This window comes from Novosphingobium sp. KA1 (assembly GCF_017309955.1).
Taxonomy (GTDB): domain Bacteria; phylum Pseudomonadota; class Alphaproteobacteria; order Sphingomonadales; family Sphingomonadaceae; genus Novosphingobium.
On the sequence record NZ_CP021248.1, the window covers coordinates 1,186,581 to 1,204,823 of the forward strand.

Annotated in this window: 15 protein-coding genes; 10 read left to right on the plus strand and 5 right to left on the minus strand. The window is 65.6% G+C overall.

Going from position 1 to position 18,243, the window contains the following annotated elements; all coding sequences use genetic code 11:
• Nucleotides 1-6 precede the first annotated feature (6 nt).
• Together CA833_RS23115 and CA833_RS23120 are read right to left on the minus strand one after the other, a co-directional pair.
• Nucleotides 7-2,826, minus strand: a complete 2,820-nt coding sequence (locus CA833_RS23115; protein WP_207080344.1) for an EAL domain-containing protein — start codon at nucleotides 2,824-2,826, stop codon at nucleotides 7-9.
• A gap of 191 nt (nucleotides 2,827-3,017) precedes the next feature.
• On the minus strand, nucleotides 3,018-4,472 hold the full coding sequence (locus CA833_RS23120; protein WP_242526440.1) for an aldehyde dehydrogenase family protein: 1,455 nt from the start codon (nucleotides 4,470-4,472) through the stop codon (nucleotides 3,018-3,020).
• Nucleotides 4,473-4,798: 326 nt separating this feature from the next.
• On the opposite strand from CA833_RS23120, the gene CA833_RS23125 reads away from it, so the two are divergent.
• The 6 genes from CA833_RS23125 (at nucleotide 4,799) to CA833_RS23150 (ending at nucleotide 10,988) form a co-directional block, all read left to right on the plus strand.
• Nucleotides 4,799-5,554, plus strand: a complete 756-nt coding sequence (locus CA833_RS23125) for a DUF4198 domain-containing protein (protein ID WP_242526441.1) — start codon at nucleotides 4,799-4,801, stop codon at nucleotides 5,552-5,554.
• Between the two features lie 31 nt (nucleotides 5,555-5,585).
• Nucleotides 5,586-5,969 carry a hypothetical protein gene (locus CA833_RS23130; RefSeq protein WP_207080345.1) on the plus strand — a complete coding sequence of 128 codons (384 nt, stop codon included), beginning with the start codon at nucleotides 5,586-5,588 and terminating at the stop codon, nucleotides 5,967-5,969.
• A gap of 68 nt (nucleotides 5,970-6,037) precedes the next feature.
• Entirely contained in the window at nucleotides 6,038-6,706 is a 669-nt protein-coding gene (locus CA833_RS23135; RefSeq protein ID WP_242526622.1) for a HupE/UreJ family protein, read from the plus strand.
• 1 nt (nucleotide 6,707) lies between these two features.
• Entirely contained in the window at nucleotides 6,708-7,343 is a 636-nt protein-coding gene (locus tag CA833_RS23140) for a hypothetical protein (protein WP_207080346.1), read from the plus strand.
• Between the two features lie 416 nt (nucleotides 7,344-7,759).
• Nucleotides 7,760-9,907: a TonB-dependent siderophore receptor gene (locus tag CA833_RS23145; RefSeq protein ID WP_207080347.1), complete on the plus strand. Its 2,148-nt coding sequence runs from the start codon at nucleotides 7,760-7,762 to the stop codon at nucleotides 9,905-9,907.
• 151 nt (nucleotides 9,908-10,058) lie between these two features.
• Nucleotides 10,059-10,988: a glyoxylate/hydroxypyruvate reductase A gene (locus CA833_RS23150; protein WP_207080348.1), complete on the plus strand. Its 930-nt coding sequence runs from the start codon at nucleotides 10,059-10,061 to the stop codon at nucleotides 10,986-10,988.
• Here the strand turns inward: CA833_RS23150 and CA833_RS23155 are convergent.
• Nucleotides 10,982-12,001 (minus strand): threonine/serine dehydratase, encoded by a 1,020-nt coding sequence (locus CA833_RS23155; protein WP_207080349.1) that lies wholly within the window; start codon nucleotides 11,999-12,001, stop codon nucleotides 10,982-10,984. The two genes, CA833_RS23150 and CA833_RS23155, sit on opposite strands and share 7 nt — an antisense overlap.
• A 38-nt stretch (nucleotides 12,002-12,039) precedes the next feature.
• On the opposite strand from CA833_RS23155, the gene CA833_RS23160 reads away from it, so the two are divergent.
• Nucleotides 12,040-12,426 (plus strand): RidA family protein, encoded by a 387-nt coding sequence (locus CA833_RS23160; protein WP_207080350.1) that lies wholly within the window; start codon nucleotides 12,040-12,042, stop codon nucleotides 12,424-12,426.
• Nucleotides 12,427-12,466: 40 nt separating this feature from the next.
• On the opposite strand, the gene CA833_RS23165 is transcribed toward CA833_RS23160, so the two are convergent.
• Complete coding sequence (locus CA833_RS23165) at nucleotides 12,467-13,639, minus strand: M20 aminoacylase family protein (RefSeq protein ID WP_207080351.1); 1,173 nt, start codon at nucleotides 13,637-13,639, stop codon at nucleotides 12,467-12,469.
• A 228-nt stretch (nucleotides 13,640-13,867) separates the two neighbouring features.
• Between CA833_RS23165 and CA833_RS23170 the strand changes: the two genes are divergently transcribed.
• From CA833_RS23170 to CA833_RS23180, 3 genes are all read left to right on the plus strand, one after another.
• Nucleotides 13,868-15,145, plus strand: coding sequence for an FAD-binding oxidoreductase (locus CA833_RS23170; protein WP_207080352.1), 1,278 nt, complete (start codon nucleotides 13,868-13,870; stop codon nucleotides 15,143-15,145).
• 152 nt (nucleotides 15,146-15,297) lie between these two features.
• Nucleotides 15,298-15,966: a haloacid dehalogenase type II gene (locus tag CA833_RS23175; protein ID WP_207080353.1), complete on the plus strand. Its 669-nt coding sequence runs from the start codon at nucleotides 15,298-15,300 to the stop codon at nucleotides 15,964-15,966.
• Nucleotides 15,963-16,673, plus strand: coding sequence for a cupin domain-containing protein (locus CA833_RS23180; RefSeq protein WP_207080354.1), 711 nt, complete (start codon nucleotides 15,963-15,965; stop codon nucleotides 16,671-16,673). Before CA833_RS23175 ends, CA833_RS23180 begins: the two co-directional genes overlap by 4 nt.
• 157 nt (nucleotides 16,674-16,830) lie before the next feature.
• On the opposite strand, the gene CA833_RS23185 is transcribed toward CA833_RS23180, so the two are convergent.
• The gene (locus CA833_RS23185) at nucleotides 16,831-18,021 is read right to left on the minus strand and encodes a DUF1624 domain-containing protein (protein ID WP_207080355.1); all 1,191 of its coding nucleotides are present in this window, start codon (nucleotides 18,019-18,021) and stop codon (nucleotides 16,831-16,833) included.
• Nucleotides 18,022-18,243 lie beyond the last annotated feature (222 nt).

An 18,243-nucleotide genomic window follows, 5' to 3' on the forward strand; every position in this document is an offset into this window, starting at 1 on the left:
GCATTATCAGGCGCTGACAGCCAGAGTGCGATCGACGCCGGGTGGCGGCCCCGGGCGCCCGAAATAGTAGCCCTGCGCCTCGTCACACCCTTCGCCCAGCAGCAATTGCAGCTGTTCGTGGGTCTCTACGCCTTCGGCGAGCACTGGAATGCCAAGGCTGTGGCCAAGCGCCAGAACCGCGCGGATGATGGCCCGCGCCTGTTCGCTCTCGCGCGATTCCAGCAGGAACGACTTGTCGATCTTGATCTTGTCGAAGGGGAAGGAATGGAGCGTGTCGAGCGAGGAATAGCCGGTGCCGAAGTCGTCCATCGCCACGCTGACGCCCAGCGCCTTGATCCGCCGCAGCGTGTGGAGCGCGCGGGTCTTGTCGGCAATGATCGCGGTTTCGGTGATCTCCAGTTCAAGGCGCTGCGGCGACATGCCGACCTCGTGCAGGATCTGGGTGACCACTTCCGGCAGGTCGGCCTGGAGCAACTGGACCGGGGACAGATTGACCGCGATCTTGTCCTTGCCCGGCCACGTGACGACTTCGGCACAGGCCGCCCGCAGCACCCATTCGCCGATACGGATGATCTCGCCGGTCTCCTCCGCGATCGGAATGAACTCGGACGGAGAAATCGTGCCGAGACGCGGATGATGCCAGCGCAGCAGCGCTTCGTAGCCGCTGATCTCGTTGGTCCGCAGCGAGCGCTGGGGCTGGTAGAGCACCTCGAACTCGTTGCGCGCGATCGCCTGCCGCAAATCGTTGGCCAGCAGGCGGCGATGACGGGCGCTCTCGTCCATGCCCGCCTCGTAATAGCAGATGTGCTCGCTGAAGCTGCTCTTGGCGCGGTACATCGCCAGGTCCGCGTTGTTGAGCAGGGCTTCGCGATCGGGCACATCGGGCGACAGCGCAATGCCGAGGCTGGCGCCGATGACCACGCCGCCGCTGCTCGTCTCGCCATCGGTCGCCTCGTCATGGCCGCCGAGCGAGGTCAGGCAATGGTCGATGCGCGAGACGAACTCTGCGACTTCGCCGTCGCTGGCCGACCGTTTTTGCGTGAGCGAGCGGGCAACCGCGAACTCGTCCCCGCCCAGGCGCGCGGCGATCTCCCCCTCGCGCAAGGCGCCGGACAGCGCGGCGGCGACCTTTTGCAGCACTTCGTCACCGGCAGCGTGGCCTTGCGTATCGTTGATTTCCTTGAACCGGTCGAGATCGATGGCAATCAGCGCCACTTGCCGATCGCGCGCGGCCGCATTGTCGATCTCGAGATCGAGCCAGCGGTTGAAGCTGGTTCGGTTGGGCAATCCGGTCAGCCCGTCGTGCAGCGCCATATGGGCGATCTGCGCTTCGGAACGGCGCCGCTCGGTAATGTCCTCGAAGGTCGTCACCCAGCCGCCGTCGGGCAGGCGCCGACTGGAGATCGACACGGCGAACTCCTCACCGAACTCGCGGATCACCGGCGGCGCGTCCTGCGCCGAGAGCACCTGTTCGAGCGTGGCGCGCATCACCTCGATACGTTCCGGCGGGATGTCCGTGCCGCTGCGCGATTCCATCGCCGCACGGGCGACCTGCTCGAACGTGGCGCCGGGCAGGCAGTCTGCCTCCGACAATTGCCAGAGCTCGGCAAAGCGGCGGTTGCGCAGCACCAGATGGCCGGTCCCATCGAACAGGCAAAGGCCCTGATGCATATGTTCGAGCGCCGCATCGAGGTGCCGGTTTGCCGTCGCGATGCGATCCTGATCTTCCTTCAGGCGCGTCATGTCGCGCGTCAGCTTGGCAAAGCCCAGTTGCTTGCCGGCCTCGTCACGAATGCGCTCGATCGTCACATGAGCCCAGAAGCGCGTGCCATCCTTGCGGACACGCCAGCCCTCACCGGTGAACTTGCCATGCTCGGCAGCCATGGCGAGCGCCATAGCGGGCTTGTCGCTGTCCTGGTCCTCCACCGTGTAGAAACGCGCCAGCGGGCTGCCGACCACTTCGTCGGCGTGGTATCCCTTGAGGCGCTGGGCACCCGCGTTCCAGTTCGTGACCAGACCGTTGCCATCCAGCAGGTAGAGCGCGCTGTCGGTCAAGCCCTTGGCGAGGATGCTGAACTGCCGCTCGCTGTCGGCAACCGCAGCGGCGGCGCGGCGAGACATCACCCAGCCGCACAGGCAAAGCGCCAGAAGGGTCATCGCGATTGCCGCAATCGCGATTGTGATCGTCTCGGGTGAAATTGTCGCCGCCTGCAACTCGATTCGAGATGGAACAAGATGAATGGCAGCCATTCCGCTGAAGTGCAAACCGACAATGGCGCCGAACATCAGCAAAACCGCGCCCAATCCCTTGGCGAATCCCTGGTGGCCCGTTGCAAGGCGCAAGGCCGGATAGAATGGCAGCAGTCCCAAGGTCAGCGAAAGCAGGACATAGGGCCAGCGCCAGGCGATCATGGCGGGCATTTCGAGCGCGGTCATGCCGAGATAGTGCATCGCCGCAATGCCGCCGCCCGCCAGCAGAGCGCCGAGCAGCACGCCCCGCCTGTCGCGAAACCGCGTCACCAGCAGGAATGCCCCCGCCATCACGGCGGCCACAAGCACCAGCGAGGCGGCCGTCTCCCCGGTGCGGTAGCCGACAATCAGGCCGCGTTCATACCCCAGCATCGCGATGAAGTGCGTCGCCCAGATGCCGATGCCCGAAAGCATGCCTCCCACTGCGGTCCAGCCGGCGCGTTGCCGCGCTCCGTCCCGCGACGCGTGGCGCAGTATCAGCACGGCCGCCGTGGCCGAGAGCCAGCAAATGGCCGCTGCAAATGCGACAAAACGCAAGTCATGGTCGTCGCGAATGCAGACGAGAATATCGAGCAAGTGGGGGGACTCCGCGAATTGGCGGGGCTGCATTGCAGGAGTCTGTTAACAAATCACCCCCAAAAGCGCCCCGCCGACAATCGCACTTCCGGTTTTTGTCCCGATCTCGCGACGCGTTCAAACCCGGATGCCGTATCCGGGACGATGCGCTGCCCGAGCGGCCAGGCATCATCGCGCTGTGCCCTCCAGGCTCATGCGAAGCCGACGATGGCCTTTGTCTCGAGAAACTCCTCCATGCCCTCGATGCCGTATTCGCGGCCGTTGCCCGATTGCTTGTAGCCGCCAAACGGCGCCTGCGGATCCCAGGCAGGATGGTTGAGATGGACCTGCCCGCTGCGTATGCGCCGGGCCACGGCCCGTGCCACCTCGAGGTCCGAGCCCTGCACGTGCGCGCCCAGACCGTAGACCGTGTCATTGGCGATCGCGACGGCCTCGTCGACGGTGTCGTAAGGGATAATGCAAAGGACCGGGCCAAAGATCTCGTCCTGCGCGATGGCCATGTCGGTGCGGACCTCGGAGAACACCGTTGGCCGCGCGTACCAGCCCTGCGCGCATCCCGCTGGCCGGCCGGGACCGCCGGTCAGCAGTTTTGCCCCTTCGGCGATGCCGACCTCGATCATGCGCTGGACACGCTCGTATTGGGCACGGTTGGCGATGGGACCATGCGTCGTCGCCTCGTCGAACGGATCGCCAACCACAAATGCGCTCGCAGTCCCGGCCGCCAGGCGTTCGACTTCGGCGAGGCGGGCGCGGGGAACGATCATGCGGGTCGGCGCGCTGCACGATTGTCCGACATTGCGCATGCAGGCCGCTACGCCGAGCGGAATGGCCCGTTCCAGGTCGGCATCGGGCAAGACCACGTTGGGCGACTTGCCGCCCAGTTCCAGAGCTACCCGCTTGATCGTTTCGGCGGCGGCCTGCGAGACCAGCACGCCTGCGCGCGTCGAGCCGGTGATCGAGATCATGTCCACCCCGGGATGACGCGCAAGCGCCTCGCCCACGACCGGGCCCGTTCCCTGGACAAGGTTGAACACGCCCTCCGGCGTTCCCGCCTCCGCCATGACCTCGGCAAACAGCACCGCGCTGAGGGGTGACAACTCGCTGGGCTTGAGCACCACGGTACATCCTGCCGCCAGCGCCGGCGCGACCTTGGCGGTGATCTGGTAGAGCGGCCAGTTCCACGGCGTGATGAGCGCGCAGACGCCTACCGGCTCGCGGGCGATGGCAGTGGTGCCGCGCAGGCTCGTGAAGGCAAATTCGGCCAGGTTGTCGGCCGCCACCCGGACATGTTCGGCCGCGAACGGCACCTGCGCCGCACGCGCGGCGGTGATGGCGGAGCCCATTTCCAGCGAAATGGCCCGCGCGAACAGGTCCGCGCGATCGAGCAGCAGCGCGTGAATGCGCCGGAGCAGGGCAACCCGCGTCTCGACCGGCGTGTTCGACCAGCCGCCAAACGCCCTGCGCGCCGCTGCGACGGCGCTGTCGACATCCTCGCCGTCACCCAGCGCGATCTGCGCGACTTCGGCTTCGCTCGCCGGATCGATCACCGATGCCCGGTCGGCTCCGTTCGGAGCGCGCCAGCAACCGTCAACGAACATCTGGTCGAGGTGGCCGGAAGCGGAAAGGTGGGCGATCGGATCGGTCACTGGTGAGGGTCCTTGCTGTGGAAGCGGGCTCCGGCGGGCAGGCGGCTTGCGCGGCACCTGCACGGCGGGGCGAACCCGGCCAATCTAATCGCGTCCGGGCGCGGGCTCTGCCGGAATGACGCGGCGGACCGCACAAACTGCCAAAATCGCCCGGCCCGACGAAATGCCGCGTCCCGGCGCCTCCAATCCGCCTTGCGGCAAAATGTCACCGGACACCTTCCCGGCGAAAGAATCGGAAGTTTGTGCCGCTGTGATGCGTCACAAAAGTAAAATCCACCGGCCAAAGCCCGCAGTCTGACCCTCGACAGGTTCAAGGAGATACGAAGATGGCTACGTGTATGCGCCTAGTGAAAGTCTCAAGCCTGGCGCTCGCCGCCGCGGCGAGCGTGGCGACTGTCCTGCCCGCCCAGGCCCATGGCATCTGGTTCGCCCAGCGTGCGCGCCAGCTGGCGCTCATCTACGGCGTCGGTGCCGACGACCTCGATGCCGTCGCCCGCGAAAGCAAGCTGACGCTGGTCAAGGGTTATGACGAGGACTGGAACGATGTCGACGTCAAGCTGCGCGATGCCGGTGCCATCCCCGTGGTCGACAGCGACGAGCCGGTTGCCGCCGTGGCCGCCGTGATGGACTACGGCATCTGGACCAAGGATGCCTCCGGCGAGTTCCACAACAAGGGACGCGACGAAGTGCCGGGCGCGGGCCTCAGCGAGCACAACTTCAAGTACGCAGTACACCTGACCCGCATGCCGACCAGGCAGGTGCCGCTGCTTGCCGGCCAGACGCTGCAGCTGGTGCCGGTCGGCACGGATATTCCGCAGAAGGCGGGATCGCCGATGAAGGTCCGCGTCTATTACGCGGGCAAGCCCGCTGCCGGCGCGCAGGTCATGACCGACTACGTCAACGATCCCGACGAAGCGGCGGTGAAGACCGACAAGGATGGCTATGCCACCGTCAAGGTGCGCAACCAGGGGATCAACGTGCTGATGGCGATCTTCGTCAGCCCCACCGACAATCCCGTGAAGTACCAGCAGCTCGAACACCGCGCCTCGCTGTCCTTCGTGCTGCCGCACCTGCCCGAATAACGCCCCCTTCGATCGCACAGGAGTCCCTCCCATGAACACCAAGCGTATCGCCGCCCTGCTCGCGGCCTCCCTCGTTCTTTCCGCCCCGGTCGCCAGCTTCGCGCACGGCAGCATGAAGCCCCAGCACGGCGGCATCGTCGCCATGTCGGGCGAGATCCTTGTCGAACTGGTCAAGGGCCCCAAGGGCGTGAGCTTCTTCGTCACCGAAGAGGATGAACCCGTGTCCGCCAGCGATTTCGACGCCAAGGTGACCGTGACGGTGGCCGGCAAAAAAACGCAGGTCACGCTCGTCCCCGCCGGCGGTAACCGCTTCTCGGCGCCGGGGCTTGTCGCCCCCAAGGGCGCCAAGGTGGTGGTCGCCCTGGTCGGCAAGCGCGATCAGGCCAAGACCTTTGCCTCGTTCACCGCGATCTGACGGTGGGCGGCGCGCTATCCTTGTTGCCTGACAGGCTGACGCCGCAGGCAAAAACGGGCGCGGCGCTCATCGCCGCGCTTGTCCTCGCCCTCATCGCCTCGGTCGCCAAGGCCCACGGCGTCGCCGAAAACGACGCCGCCTTCATCCAGGGCACCTCCGGGGTGAACATCATCCCCTACATGTACCTCGGCGCCAAGCACATGGTGACGGGGTACGACCACCTGCTGTTCCTGTGCGGCGTGATCTTCTTCCTTTACCGGATGAAGGACGTGGGCGCTTACGTGACGCTGTTTGCCATCGGCCACAGCACCACGCTGCTGCTGGGGGTGATCTTCGACATCCGCGCCAATCCTTATATCGTCGACGCCGTGATCGGTCTGTCGGTGGCCTACAAGGCTTTCGACAATCTCGGCGGTTTCAAGACGGTCTTCGGCGTTTCGCCCAATCCCAAGGCGGCAGTGCTGATCTTCGGCTTCTTCCACGGCTTCGGTCTGGCGACCAAACTGCAGGACCTGACCCTTTCGCGCGACGGCCTCGTGCCCAACCTCGTGGCGTTCAACGTGGGTGTCGAGATGGGCCAGCTCATGGCGCTTTCGCTGATCCTGATCGCGATGAACCTCTGGCGGCTCACCCCCAGCTTCCGCCGCAGCGCCATCACTGCCAACGCCGCGCTGATGTGCGCGGGCTTCGTGCTCGTGGGCTTCCAGCTCACCGGCTATTTCACCAAGGGAGCCTGACATGACGGCCCAGACTTTCGATCCCAGCCTGCTGCTGCCGCCCTCGATCCAGGTCCCGGCAAAGACCCTTGCCAAGGCCAGCCTCGGCGCCGCTGCCGTTGCTGCCGTGCTGCTGGTGACCTGCGTGCTTCCGGCCGAGGCCGGCATCGACCCCACCGGTATCGGCGGCATGCTGGGCATTGCCGGCATGGCCACCGGCGAGGCCCAAGCCGAGACCGAAACGGGGCCTGCCCTCTCTCCGGCAGGCGCCGCCCCCGCCTCTGCCCCCGCCGCTCTGCCCAGCCGCACCAGCATCGAGCGCGCCTCCGCCATGCGCAGCGATACGATGACCATCGCGCTTCCCCCGCACAGCGGCAAGGAAGTGAAGGCGCACATGAATGCGGGCGACAGTTTCGTCTTCGAATGGAAGGCAAGCGGCCCGCTCAAGGTCGACATGCACGGCGAGCATCCCAATGCCGCCGAGGGCGAGTTCACCAGCTACTGGAAGGAACGCGAACTCGCCTCCGCCAAGGGCGATTTCACCGCGCCGTTCGAGGGCACCCACGGTTGGTACTGGCGCAACAAGGGCGATACCCCTGTCACCATCACCGTGAAGACCACCGGCTTTTACAAGGACCTGTTCCGGCCGGGTGAATAGCCCTGTTTCCATTCCCCTGCGCCGCGCCCTTTCCGCACCTGGGCGCAGCGCGGGAAACGAGCCGGAACCAGCCCTCACCGGATCCGGCTCGCCCCTTCGCAAACCCGTGGAAGCGCCCGCTTCCACGGGTTCTTTTTGGCCATCGGGAGCGCCTTCCACAGCAGCAGGAAATGCCGGATTTCCAGCCCCGGCAAACGGCGGCATAAAGCGCGGCGCAGTGTCATTTTTCGTCATTTTCCGCCGCCGGATCGGCATGTTTCGATCAAAGATTCGTACCCGCGCCCCATAAGCTTCCATCAACAGAACAAAAGCCGCCAACCAGAATACAACGGACAAACCCATGATCCGTAAACAAGAACAAGGCGGGCAATAAACGCAGGCAGGACAGAACAACGCACCTTATGAGGGGTCACGACATGACACGATGGAAGTCCGCATTGAACATCGCCCTCGCCACGGGCTGCGCGATGATCGCTTTTCCTGCCTTCGCCGAAGAAGAAGCCGCAGTCGCAGAGGCGGCTACTGCCGATCCCGCAAGTGACATCGTCGTTTCCGGCAAGCGCGAACAGTATCGCGGCGACGTTCCGCTGAAGGAAGTGCCGCAGAGTGTCCAGCAGATCGACGGCAAGATGCTGGCCGACCTCAACATCACCCGGCTCGATACCGCGCTCGACCTTGCCAGCGGCATCGCCCGCCAGAACAACTTCGGCGGCCTGTGGGACGCCTTTGCCATCCGCGGCTTCGCCGGTGACGAGAACTTCCCCAGCGGCTTCCTTGTCAACGGCTTCAACGGCGGGCGCGGCTACGGCGGCCCCCGCGACGCCTCCAACATCGAACGCATCGACATCCTGAAGGGCCCGAACGGCGCGGTTTTCGGACGCGGTGAGCCCGGCGGCACGGTGAACATCATCACCAAGAAGGCCAAGACCGACGACACCTTCGGCAGCTTCGCGATCTCCGGCGGCAGCTACGATACCTACCGCATCGAGGGCGACTTCAACCTCAAGCTGGCCGACAACCTCGCCGTGCGCATCAACGGCGCCGCGCAGGAGGCCGACAGCTTCCGCGACTACATCTACTCCCGCAAGAAAGTGCTGACCCCGTCGGTACTGTTCAAGCCGACCGACACGACCACGCTGACCTACGAAATGGAAGTGGTCGACCAGTACGTGTTTTTCGACCGCGGCACCATCGCGGTGGACGGCAAGCTGGGCGTGGTGCCCCGATCGCGCTTCTTCGGCGAGCCGGGCGACGGCCCCAATCACGTCACCGTGTTCGGCCATCAGGCCCAGCTGGAGCAGGATCTCGGCGGCGACTGGGTGTTCCTGGCCGGTTTCAACTACCGCAAGACCACCTTCAAGGGCTATTCAAGCGACGCTGAACTCGCCGGAAGCCGCCAGACGCTGGAAGAAACCGGCGACTACCTCTCGCGCCAGCGCCGCTATCGCGACTATGACACCGACTACATGGCCGCCCGCGCCGAAATCTCCGGCAAGATCTATACCGGCCCCTTCACCCACCACGTGCTGATCGGCGCCGACTGGGACAAGTTCGACATCGACACCCTGTCGATGCGCTTCCGCCCGTCCGCCTATACCGCCGGCAGCCCGATCACGGCGGCCAACAACGCGATCAACATCTACAATCCGGTCTACGGCCAGCAGCCGACCACCGCCTCCATCGTGCAGGACACCTACGAAACGCAGAAGGCCTGGGGCGTCTACTTCCAGGACCAGATCGACGTCACCGACCACTTCAAGATCCGCGGCGGCGGCCGTTTCGATCACTTCCACCAGACCATCGACAACGGCGTCGACACCACCAAGACCCGCTTCAGTCCCTCGGTCGGCGCGCTCTACGAGATCACCGACACGCTGAGTATCTATTCAAGCTACGGCACCGGCTTCCGCCCGAACAGCGGTATCGACGCCAATGGCAACGCCTTCGGTCCGGAAACCAGCAAGTCCTATGAGGCGGGTCTCCGCTTCGTCTCGCCGGACAATTCGATCACCAGCTCGGTCGCGGTCTATCACATGACCAAGAACGGCGTGCTGACCGCCGATCCGCTCAACGCGGGCTTCAGCCTCGCAGGCGGCAAGGCGCGCAGCCGGGGCATCGAGGCGGATCTCAACGCCAAGCTGCCGCTGGGCTTCACGCTCTATGCGACTTACGCCTACACCGATGCCGAATGGACCAAGTCCGCGCTCGATCCGGCCTTCGGGCTGACGATCAACCCCGGCGATCCGCTGATCAACATTCCCAAGCATGCGGGCAACCTGCTGGTCACCAAGGAATTCGACGCAGGCAACGTGGGCGTCTTCACCGTCGGCGGCGGCGTCAACGCGGCCAGCAAGCGCCTTGGCGAGACCGGCTACGACTTCTGGCTGCCCGGCTACACGCTGGTCCGCGCCATGGCCAGCTACAAGCCGACCGAGCAGATGAAGTTCAGCCTCGACGTCACCAACCTGTTCGACAAGACCTGGTACGCGGCCTCCTATCACCGCTACTGGGTGACGCCCGGCACTCCGCGCACGATCACCCTGCGCGCCGACTTCTCGTTCTGATTTCACCCATCCTGCCGCGATCGTTCCCTGTCCCTTGGGAACGATCGCGGACCCTTTTTCCCTTCTCCGGCTGTTCCTGCGCTTGTGGCCCGACACGCCTTGCCCCATCGCGGACCGCAAGGCGACAGCAGCCATAAGGACATTCCCGAAGATGACCGCGATCCTCCATGTCGGCCCCGAAGAGCGCGCCACGCTCTGGCAAGCCGAATTCCACCGCGCCCTGCCCGAAGTGGAGTTCCGCAACTGGCCGGATCTCGGCAATCCTGCCGATATCCGCTACCTCGTCGCCTGGAAGCTGACCGACGAGCTGATCGCTTCGCTGCCCGCACTGGAAGTGCTGTTCAGCATCGGCGCCGGGGTGGACCAGCTCGACCTTTCACGCCTGCCCGGTCATGTCCGCGTCGTGCGCATGATCGAACCCGGCATCACCACGACCATGGCGCAATATGTCGCCGCCGCCGCATTGGCACTGCACCGCGAATTCGCCTTCTACCGCGACGCGCAAGTGCGCGGCGAATGGAGCCCGCACGCGACCCTGCTGTGCGAGGAGCGCAGCGTCGGGGTGATGGGTCTTGGCGAACTGGGCAAGGCCTCGCTCGCGATGCTGGCCCCGCTCGGCTTTCGCCTGCGCGGCTGGAATCGCAGCGCACGAGCCATCGACGGGGTCGAGTGCTTTGCCGGAGCGGGTGAACTGGACGCCTTCCTGGCCGGAACCGACATTCTGGTCTGCCTGCTGCCGCTGACCGATGAGACGCGCGGCATCCTTTCAGCCGAACTCTTCGCCAAACTCCCCAAGGGCGCCCGCCTCATCAACGCGGCGCGCGGCGGCCACCTGATCGAAGCCGATCTGCTTTCTGCGCTGGCAAACGGGCAGATTTCCGAGGCCGTGCTCGACGTCGCACAAATCGAACCGCTACCCGGCGACCATCCCTTGCGCAGCGATCCGCGCGTCCTCATCACCCCGCACATCGCCGGTGTCACCCGCATCGAGACGGCGGTACACGCGCTCATCGAGAACGTGCGCGGCGACCTCGCCGGAGAAGCGCTCCCCGGCGAGGTTGACCGAAAACGGGGCTATTGAGCCCCGGCACCGACGTGCAGAAGGTCCCCGAAAAAGGCCGGATCGACATTGGCGCCGGACACGAGCACCACGGTCGCTCCCTGGGTTTCGGGGGCCTTACCCGCCAGCAGCGCCGCCAGCGCGACCGCGCCGCCCGGCTCGATCACTAGCTTGAGCACTTCGAAAGCATAGCGCATCGCCGCGCGCACTTCCGCGTCACTCACCGAGAGGCCGCCGGCCAGCAGTGCCTTGTTGATCGGAAATGTCAGTTCGCCCGGCATCGGGGCCAGCAAGGCGTCGCAGATCGAGCTGGCCCCTGCCGCCACGGCCTCGCGCTGGCCCGAAACCAGCGAGCGGGCGCTATCGTCGAATGCTTCGGGCTCAACCGACCAGACGGCTGCGTCCGGAAGCGCATCGTTCAGGGCCGTGGCAATTCCCGCAACCAGCCCGCCGCCGCCACAACAGACCAGAACCTGACCGATCACGACACCCAGTTCGGCAGCCTGTTCGACGATTTCGAGACCCGCCGTACCCTGCCCGGCAATGATGTAGGGATCGTCGAAACTCGGCACCAGCACGGCCCCGCGTTCTTCGGCAAGCCGGGTGGCGATCTCTTCGCGCGACTGGGTGGCGCGGTCATAAGGCACGACTTCGGCCCCCAGCGCGCGGGTATTGGCGATCTTGATCGCGGGCGCATCGGCCGGCATCACGATGGCGGCGGGAATGCCGAGGATACGGGCCGCCGCCGCCACGCCCTGCGCGTGATTGCCCGAGGACCAGGCGACGACACCGCTCGGCCGCTCGGCCTCGGGAATGCGGGCAAGGCGGTTGTAGGCGCCGCGAAACTTGAAGGCGCCGCCGATCTGCGCGCCTTCGAACTTGATCAGCACCCGGCGCCCTGCTTTCTCGTTCAGAAAGCGGTATTCCAGCAGCGGCGTGCGCACGGCAACGCCGGCGATGGTGGCTGCGGCATCGCGCACATCGTCGGGGCCGATCGCCAGCGTCCCCGTGGCCGTGGTCGTTTCAAGGTTCATTCCCGATAGCTCCTGTCTTTTTGAAAGTGAAAACGAAGATGAGCAAAGTGCAGCGTTTCTACAGCGACAGCCTGCCTTATCCGCGCGGGCACTATTCCCATGCCAGCATCGCGGGCGGCCTGATGTTCGTATCGGGCCAGTTGCCGTTCGACCGCGAGGGCAAGCCGGTGGGCCCGGGTTTCGTCGAACAGACCGAAGCCGTGCTGGCCAATCTGATGACCGTGATCGAAAGCGCCGGCGCCACCCGCGAGGATATCGTCAAGGTCACCGTGTTTATCGCCGGGATCGAGCATTGGCCCGAATTCGACAAGGTCTATGCCGCCACGATGGGCGATGTCCGCCCCGCCCGCTCAGTCGTTCCGGTGCCGGAACTGCACTATGGCTTCCTGGTCGAACTGGAAGCCGTAGTGGCTGTTCCGGGCTGATACTTCCGGCGGATGGTGCAACCGCCATCCGCCCGTTCCTTTACTGCCCAAGCGCCTCACGCACGACATTGGCGAACCAGGCGATGCCGATACCGCTCACCTCGTCGTTGAAATCATAGTGCGGATTATGCAACGCCGCCCCATGATCCTCACCGCCCTGCCCCAGCCAGCAATAGGCGCCGGGCCGGGCCTGAAGCATGAAGGAAAAGTCTTCCGAAGTGAACGCGGCCTCAGGCGCGCGCGAAGCCTCTACGCCGGGGATCGCCGCGGCCGCCGCCAGCGCGCGGGCGGCGCAGGCCTCGGCATTGACGGTGGCGGGATAATAGCGGTCGTAATGGACGGCGATCTCCACCTCGTGGCTGCGCGCCGCGCCTGCCGCCATCTCGCGCAGGGATGCCTCGATGCGGTCCTGCACGGCGGGTACGAACGTGCGCACGGTGCCCGTGACACGCACTTCGGCGGGGATCACGTTGTGCGTGGCGCCGCCCTGGATCATCGTCACCGACAGCACCGCCGTTTCCTGCGGCGGCACCCGGCGCGCGACGATGGTGTTGAGCTGCATGACAAGATCGGCGGCGGCCAGAACCGCGTCGGGCGTCTGGTGCGGCAGGGCGGCATGACCGCCCTTGCCCATCACGGTCAGTTCGAACCGGTCCGCCGCCGCCATGATCGGGCCCGTGCGCGTCTGGAAATGTCCGGCAGGAAGATCCGGCCAGTTGTGAACGGCATAGACTTCCTCGCAGTCGAAACGATCGAACAGGCCGTCCTCGATCATCGCCTTCGCGCCGCCCAGGCCCTCCTCGGCGGGCTGGAAGATGAAATGGACGGTGCCGTCGAACTCGACCTTTTCGGCAATGTGCCGCGCCGCGCCAAGCAGCATCGCGGTGTGGCCGTCATGGCCGCAGCCATGGAACTTGCCGGCCGTCACGCTCTGGTGCGGCAGGCCCGTCTCTTCCTGAAAACCCAGCGCGTCCATGTCCGCGCGCAGCCCGATTGTGCGTGGCGACGAACCCCGCCGCAGCGTGCCCACCACGCCGGTTCCGCCGATTCCGGTCGTCACTTCGAGACCGACGCCCCGCAGATAGTCCGCAACGATGCCTGCGGTCCGATGCTCCTCGTAAGCCAGTTCGGGATGGGCGTGGATATCGCGGCGGATCGCCGTCACTTCCGGCAAAAGCAGCGCAATTCCGCCAGGATCTTCGGTGGTGAGCATCGTTCGGGGCGACTCCTTTGCAGCCATGGCTCTCTTGCTTCATCCTAAATCCGCACCGCGACAGCAGGCTTCCGAGCATGCCCCGCATCGCGGCAGCATCAACCGCCCCCCCGGCAAATTCGGAACATCCTGCCAAGCCGCGCCCGTAGCATTTCCCGCAAGAGGCCTTGGCAAGCACACCGTTCAGGTTGCACATCCCGTCCGGGCCTTCCGGAGTACGAACGCGACATGCAGCTCAAGCCTTACTGGACCGATACCCGCAAGCCCTTCTCGTCAGCGCGCGAGGGCCGCGTGCCCGAACGCGCCTCGGTTGTCGTGGTCGGCGGTGGCTTCACCGGCCTGTCCGCCGCGCGCACGCTGGCCATGCGCGGGATCGACACCGTCTTGCTTGAAGCGGGAGAAGTGGCTGCTGCGGCGTCGGGACGCAACGGCGGGCACTGCAACAACGGCACCGCCAGCGACCTTGGCGGACTTGCCGCCAAGGTGGGGCTCGCCGAGGCGAAACGGCTCTACGGCCTCTACGATTCCGCCGTCGATTTCGTCGAGGCGACCGTGCGCGAGGAAGCGATCGACTGCGACTTCGTGCGCAACGGCAAGATCAAGCTGGCCGCCAAGGCCAGCCATGTCGAGGGCCTCAAGCGCTCGGGCGAGTTTCTTGCGCGCGAGGTCGAGCCCGATCTCGTCTTTCTCGACAAGGCAGCCGTGCAGGACGAGGTGAAGTCCGAGGCTTTCCATGCGGGCATTGTCATGCCGCGCGGCGCGCAGATGCACATGGGCCGCTACGGCGTCGGCCTGGCCGAAGCGGCGGCGCGCCACGGCGCCGCGATCTTCGAACACGCCCCCGTGACCGGCATCGAGCGCCTGCCGGGCGGCCGCCACCGGGTGACGACGCCCAAGGGCAATGTCGTGGCCGATGCCGTGTTTCTCGCCACCGGCCCTTCGCTGCAAGGCCCGTTCCGCTGGATCCGGCGCCGCACGATCCCGATGGGCAGCTTCATCGTCGCCACCGCCCCGCTGACCGACGAGCAGGTCGCCGCGACCATGACCGGCAGGCGCAACTGCGTGACCACCAAGAACATCGGCAACTACTTCCGCCTCACCGCCGACAACCGCCTGATCTTCGGCGGGCGCGCACGTTTCGCCCTCTCCGACCCGGCCAGCGACGCCAAGAGCGGGGCGATCCTGCGCCAGACGCTGGACGAGGTGTTCCCGGCTCTCGCCGAAGTGCCGATCGACTACACCTGGGGCGGCGTGCTCGACATGACGCCGGACCGCCTGCCGCGCGCGGGCGAGCATCAGGGGCTGCACTATGCCATCGGCCTCAGCGGCCACGGCGCGCAGTTCGCGGGCTTCATCGGCGACCGCATGGCCCGCGTCATCGCCGGAGAGGCCGATGCCAACCCGCTGGCGGGCAAGGCTTTCGATGCCATTCCCGGCCATCTCGGCCCGCCATGGTTCCTGCCTTTCGTCGGCGCCTGGTACCGGTTCCTCGACTGGAAAAGCTGACTGCAAGGAGCCGGATTCGCTCGCGGCATGATCTGCCGCACGCCCGTGAAGATACGGCGGGAAGCCCGCTCGATAGCCGGAAAGCCGGTGTCACCCCCCGCCCCTGCTGACGCAATCCTTATCTCACCTGATCCGCAACAAGGAACGCGAAGATGGCCCTGCGCCCGAAATACATTACGTTCGATTGCTACGGCACGCTGCTCTACTTCGAGATGGGCCCGGCCGCACGCCGCGCCTATGCCGACCGTCTTCCCGAGCCGGCGCAGATGGATGCTTTCGTGCGCGAATTCTCATCCTACCGCCTCGACGAAGTGCTGGGCGCGTGGAAGCCCTATCGCGACGTGGTGGAAGGCGCACTGCGCCGCACCTGCAAGAAGCTCGGCGTCGAATACCGCGATGCCGACACAGCCGTGATCTACGCCGAAATCCCGCACTGGGGCCCGCATCCCGACGTGGTCGAGCCGCTCAAGCGCGTGGCCGAGGAATTCCCGCTGGTGATCCTCTCCAACTCGATGGTTGACCTGATCCCGCACGCGGTCAAGGCGCTCGAAGCCCCCTTCCACGCCGTCTACACCGCCGAGGAAGCACAGTCCTACAAGCCGCGCATGAAGGGCTTCGAGTTCATGTTCGACAGCCTGAACTGCAATCCCGAGGACGTGCTGCACTGCTCGTCCAGCTTCCGCTACGACCTCATGACCGCCTACGACATGGGCGTGAAGATGAAGGCCTTTGTCAATCGCGGGCATGAGCCGCTGAACAGCTACTACGAGGTCAACGAGATCCCCGACATCTCGGGCTTGCCGGGCCTGCTCGGGCTGTGACCGCGGGTATCGCCGCCAAAGCCCCCTACATCGATCTTGGCGCCTTCGCGGCCGCCGCCGGTTCTTCCTTCGGAGAGGACTGGCGCGCGGCCCGCGTCGGCGTGCCCGTCCCGCAAGACGGCATGCGGATCGATGCCCTGCTGCTTGCCGAAAGCCACGGCATCGCCACCAGCGACCTCAGCGAGATCGTGCTGGTCCGCGAGGGAACGCTTTCGCTCACCGCCGATGGCGTGACGCTGCGCCTTGACGCGGGCGAGGCTGCCCTCGTTCCGGCGGGCACGACCTTCCACTGGCGCGCCGCGACCCCGGTGCGCGCGATCGTCGTCGGTGCCGCGAAGCCGGGACCGGACGGTGCGCGACTCACCCGCATCGACTTTGCTGCCGCGCATGAACCTTCGGCGCGCCCCAATCCCGACCTGCTGGTCGGCGACAAGGAACCCGCCTGCGCCCAGCACGTAGACTTCCGCAGCGCCGACACGCTGTTCTACGCTGGCACCTGGAGTTCCACGCCCTATCACCGCCTTCCGATGCCCTACGCGCATTGGGAGGTCATGCTGCTGCTGGAAGGCGACGTGGCTTTCGGTGATGCCGACGGCAACGAAGCCACGGCCCGCCCGGGCGATCTGGTGGTCATTCCCGCTGGCAGCGTCGCCTCCTGGCGGGGCATCGGCCCTACCCGCAAGCTGTTCGTTATCCTGCGCTCCTGAAACGCCCGCACTATCGGGCCACTTCGACGGGCCGGGTCGCATCCCAGAGCGGCCCGGCCCGTTTTTTGTCGCCTTTGCCTCGGCCCAACGGAAACGGGCCGGATCGCTGGTGCGATCCGGCCCGCTCGGTGCGACCCGCGTTGGGGGCTCGGTTTTTTTATAGATACTTGAGCCACCAGATGTCGCGGCGGCGCTTCTTGAGGTTCGAGAACCAGCGCGTCGGGAAGTAGAGCGGCACGATCAGACCCACGTACCAGACCCAGACCCACGCCAGATTGTCGACACCGAAGAACTTGCCCTTGTTCGCGCCCCAGATGGCGAAGGCGATCAGGTAGAGCACTTTCAGCACGTAGAGGTGCAGCATGTAGAAGAACATCGGCGCCCCGCCCATGACCGAGAGCCACTGCGACACACGCCCGCCGTCGATCTTCTCGAAGGCCGAGAGCAGGATCATCCCTAGCCCGCAGTTGAACAGCAGGTAGAGCAGCGAAGGCGGATACTTGGTGAGTGCCATGAAGCTCATGAACGTGCGCAGGCCATCGCCTTCAACCACGAAGCGCGGTGCATCGCCGTAGACATTGAGCGTGCGCAGGGCGACGAAGGCCGCCAGCATGGCAAGGCCGGTCATCGTCATGCGCTTCTGGCGCACTTCCGGCGCAAGATCACCCGCGAACCACGGCCCCATGCAATAGCCAAGCGAGATCAGGCCGATCCATGGCAGCACCGGATAAGTCGTCTTGAACGTGATCCCGGCGAAGTCCCAGGCCTGGCGCTCGTGCAGCATCGCCCAGGGCGCGAACAGCGGGCTGTCCGGGGCGACATGCACACCGTCGAGCAGGTTGTGCCCGCACACGATCGCAAGACCGATCGCGAAGATCGCCTTCCTCGGCAGGTGCAGCAGCGCGGCCAGCGCGATCATCGCGACGCCAATGGCCCAGATCACCTGGAACCAGATCGTCTCCGGCGGATACTTGGCGGTCCAGGCGAAGTTCACGAACGTGAGTTCGAGGAACATCAGGAACAGCCCGCGCTCGATCAGGAAGCGCGAGACTTCGCCCTTCGTGTGCGTACGGCCGTAGAGGAAAGCCGACAATCCGGTGAGCCCGACAAAGACCGGCGCACAGATCGTGCTGAGATAGCGGGTAAAGAACAACGCCGGCATGACCGTGCGGGCATCGACCGGATCGGAAACCTGCAAGTGCAGGAACCAGGTCTCGCGCACGTGGTCGAGCAGCATGATGACCATCACGAAGCCGCGCAGGGCATCGATGCTGGTCAGGCGCCGGGCGGCGGCCTTTACGGGTGTAGCGGCAGAGCCGAACGGCTCAGAGCGGGCAATGGTGGCCATGATCGCGAACCTCCTTTTCAGGCATTGGACAGGAGACTCGGTCCGTTCCGCACCCGTTTTTACCTCGCGCGGAGGATTTTCTGACAATTTGCGGGAGCCTAATGGAACAAAGTGCCGCGGGTGCCAATGGGGCATTGCTACCGCCTCCCGCACGGCCTCGTGCCGCTTTCCCGGATAGTTCGAGGAACGCGCGCGCGTGCCACGCGCAAGGGCCGGAAGCGG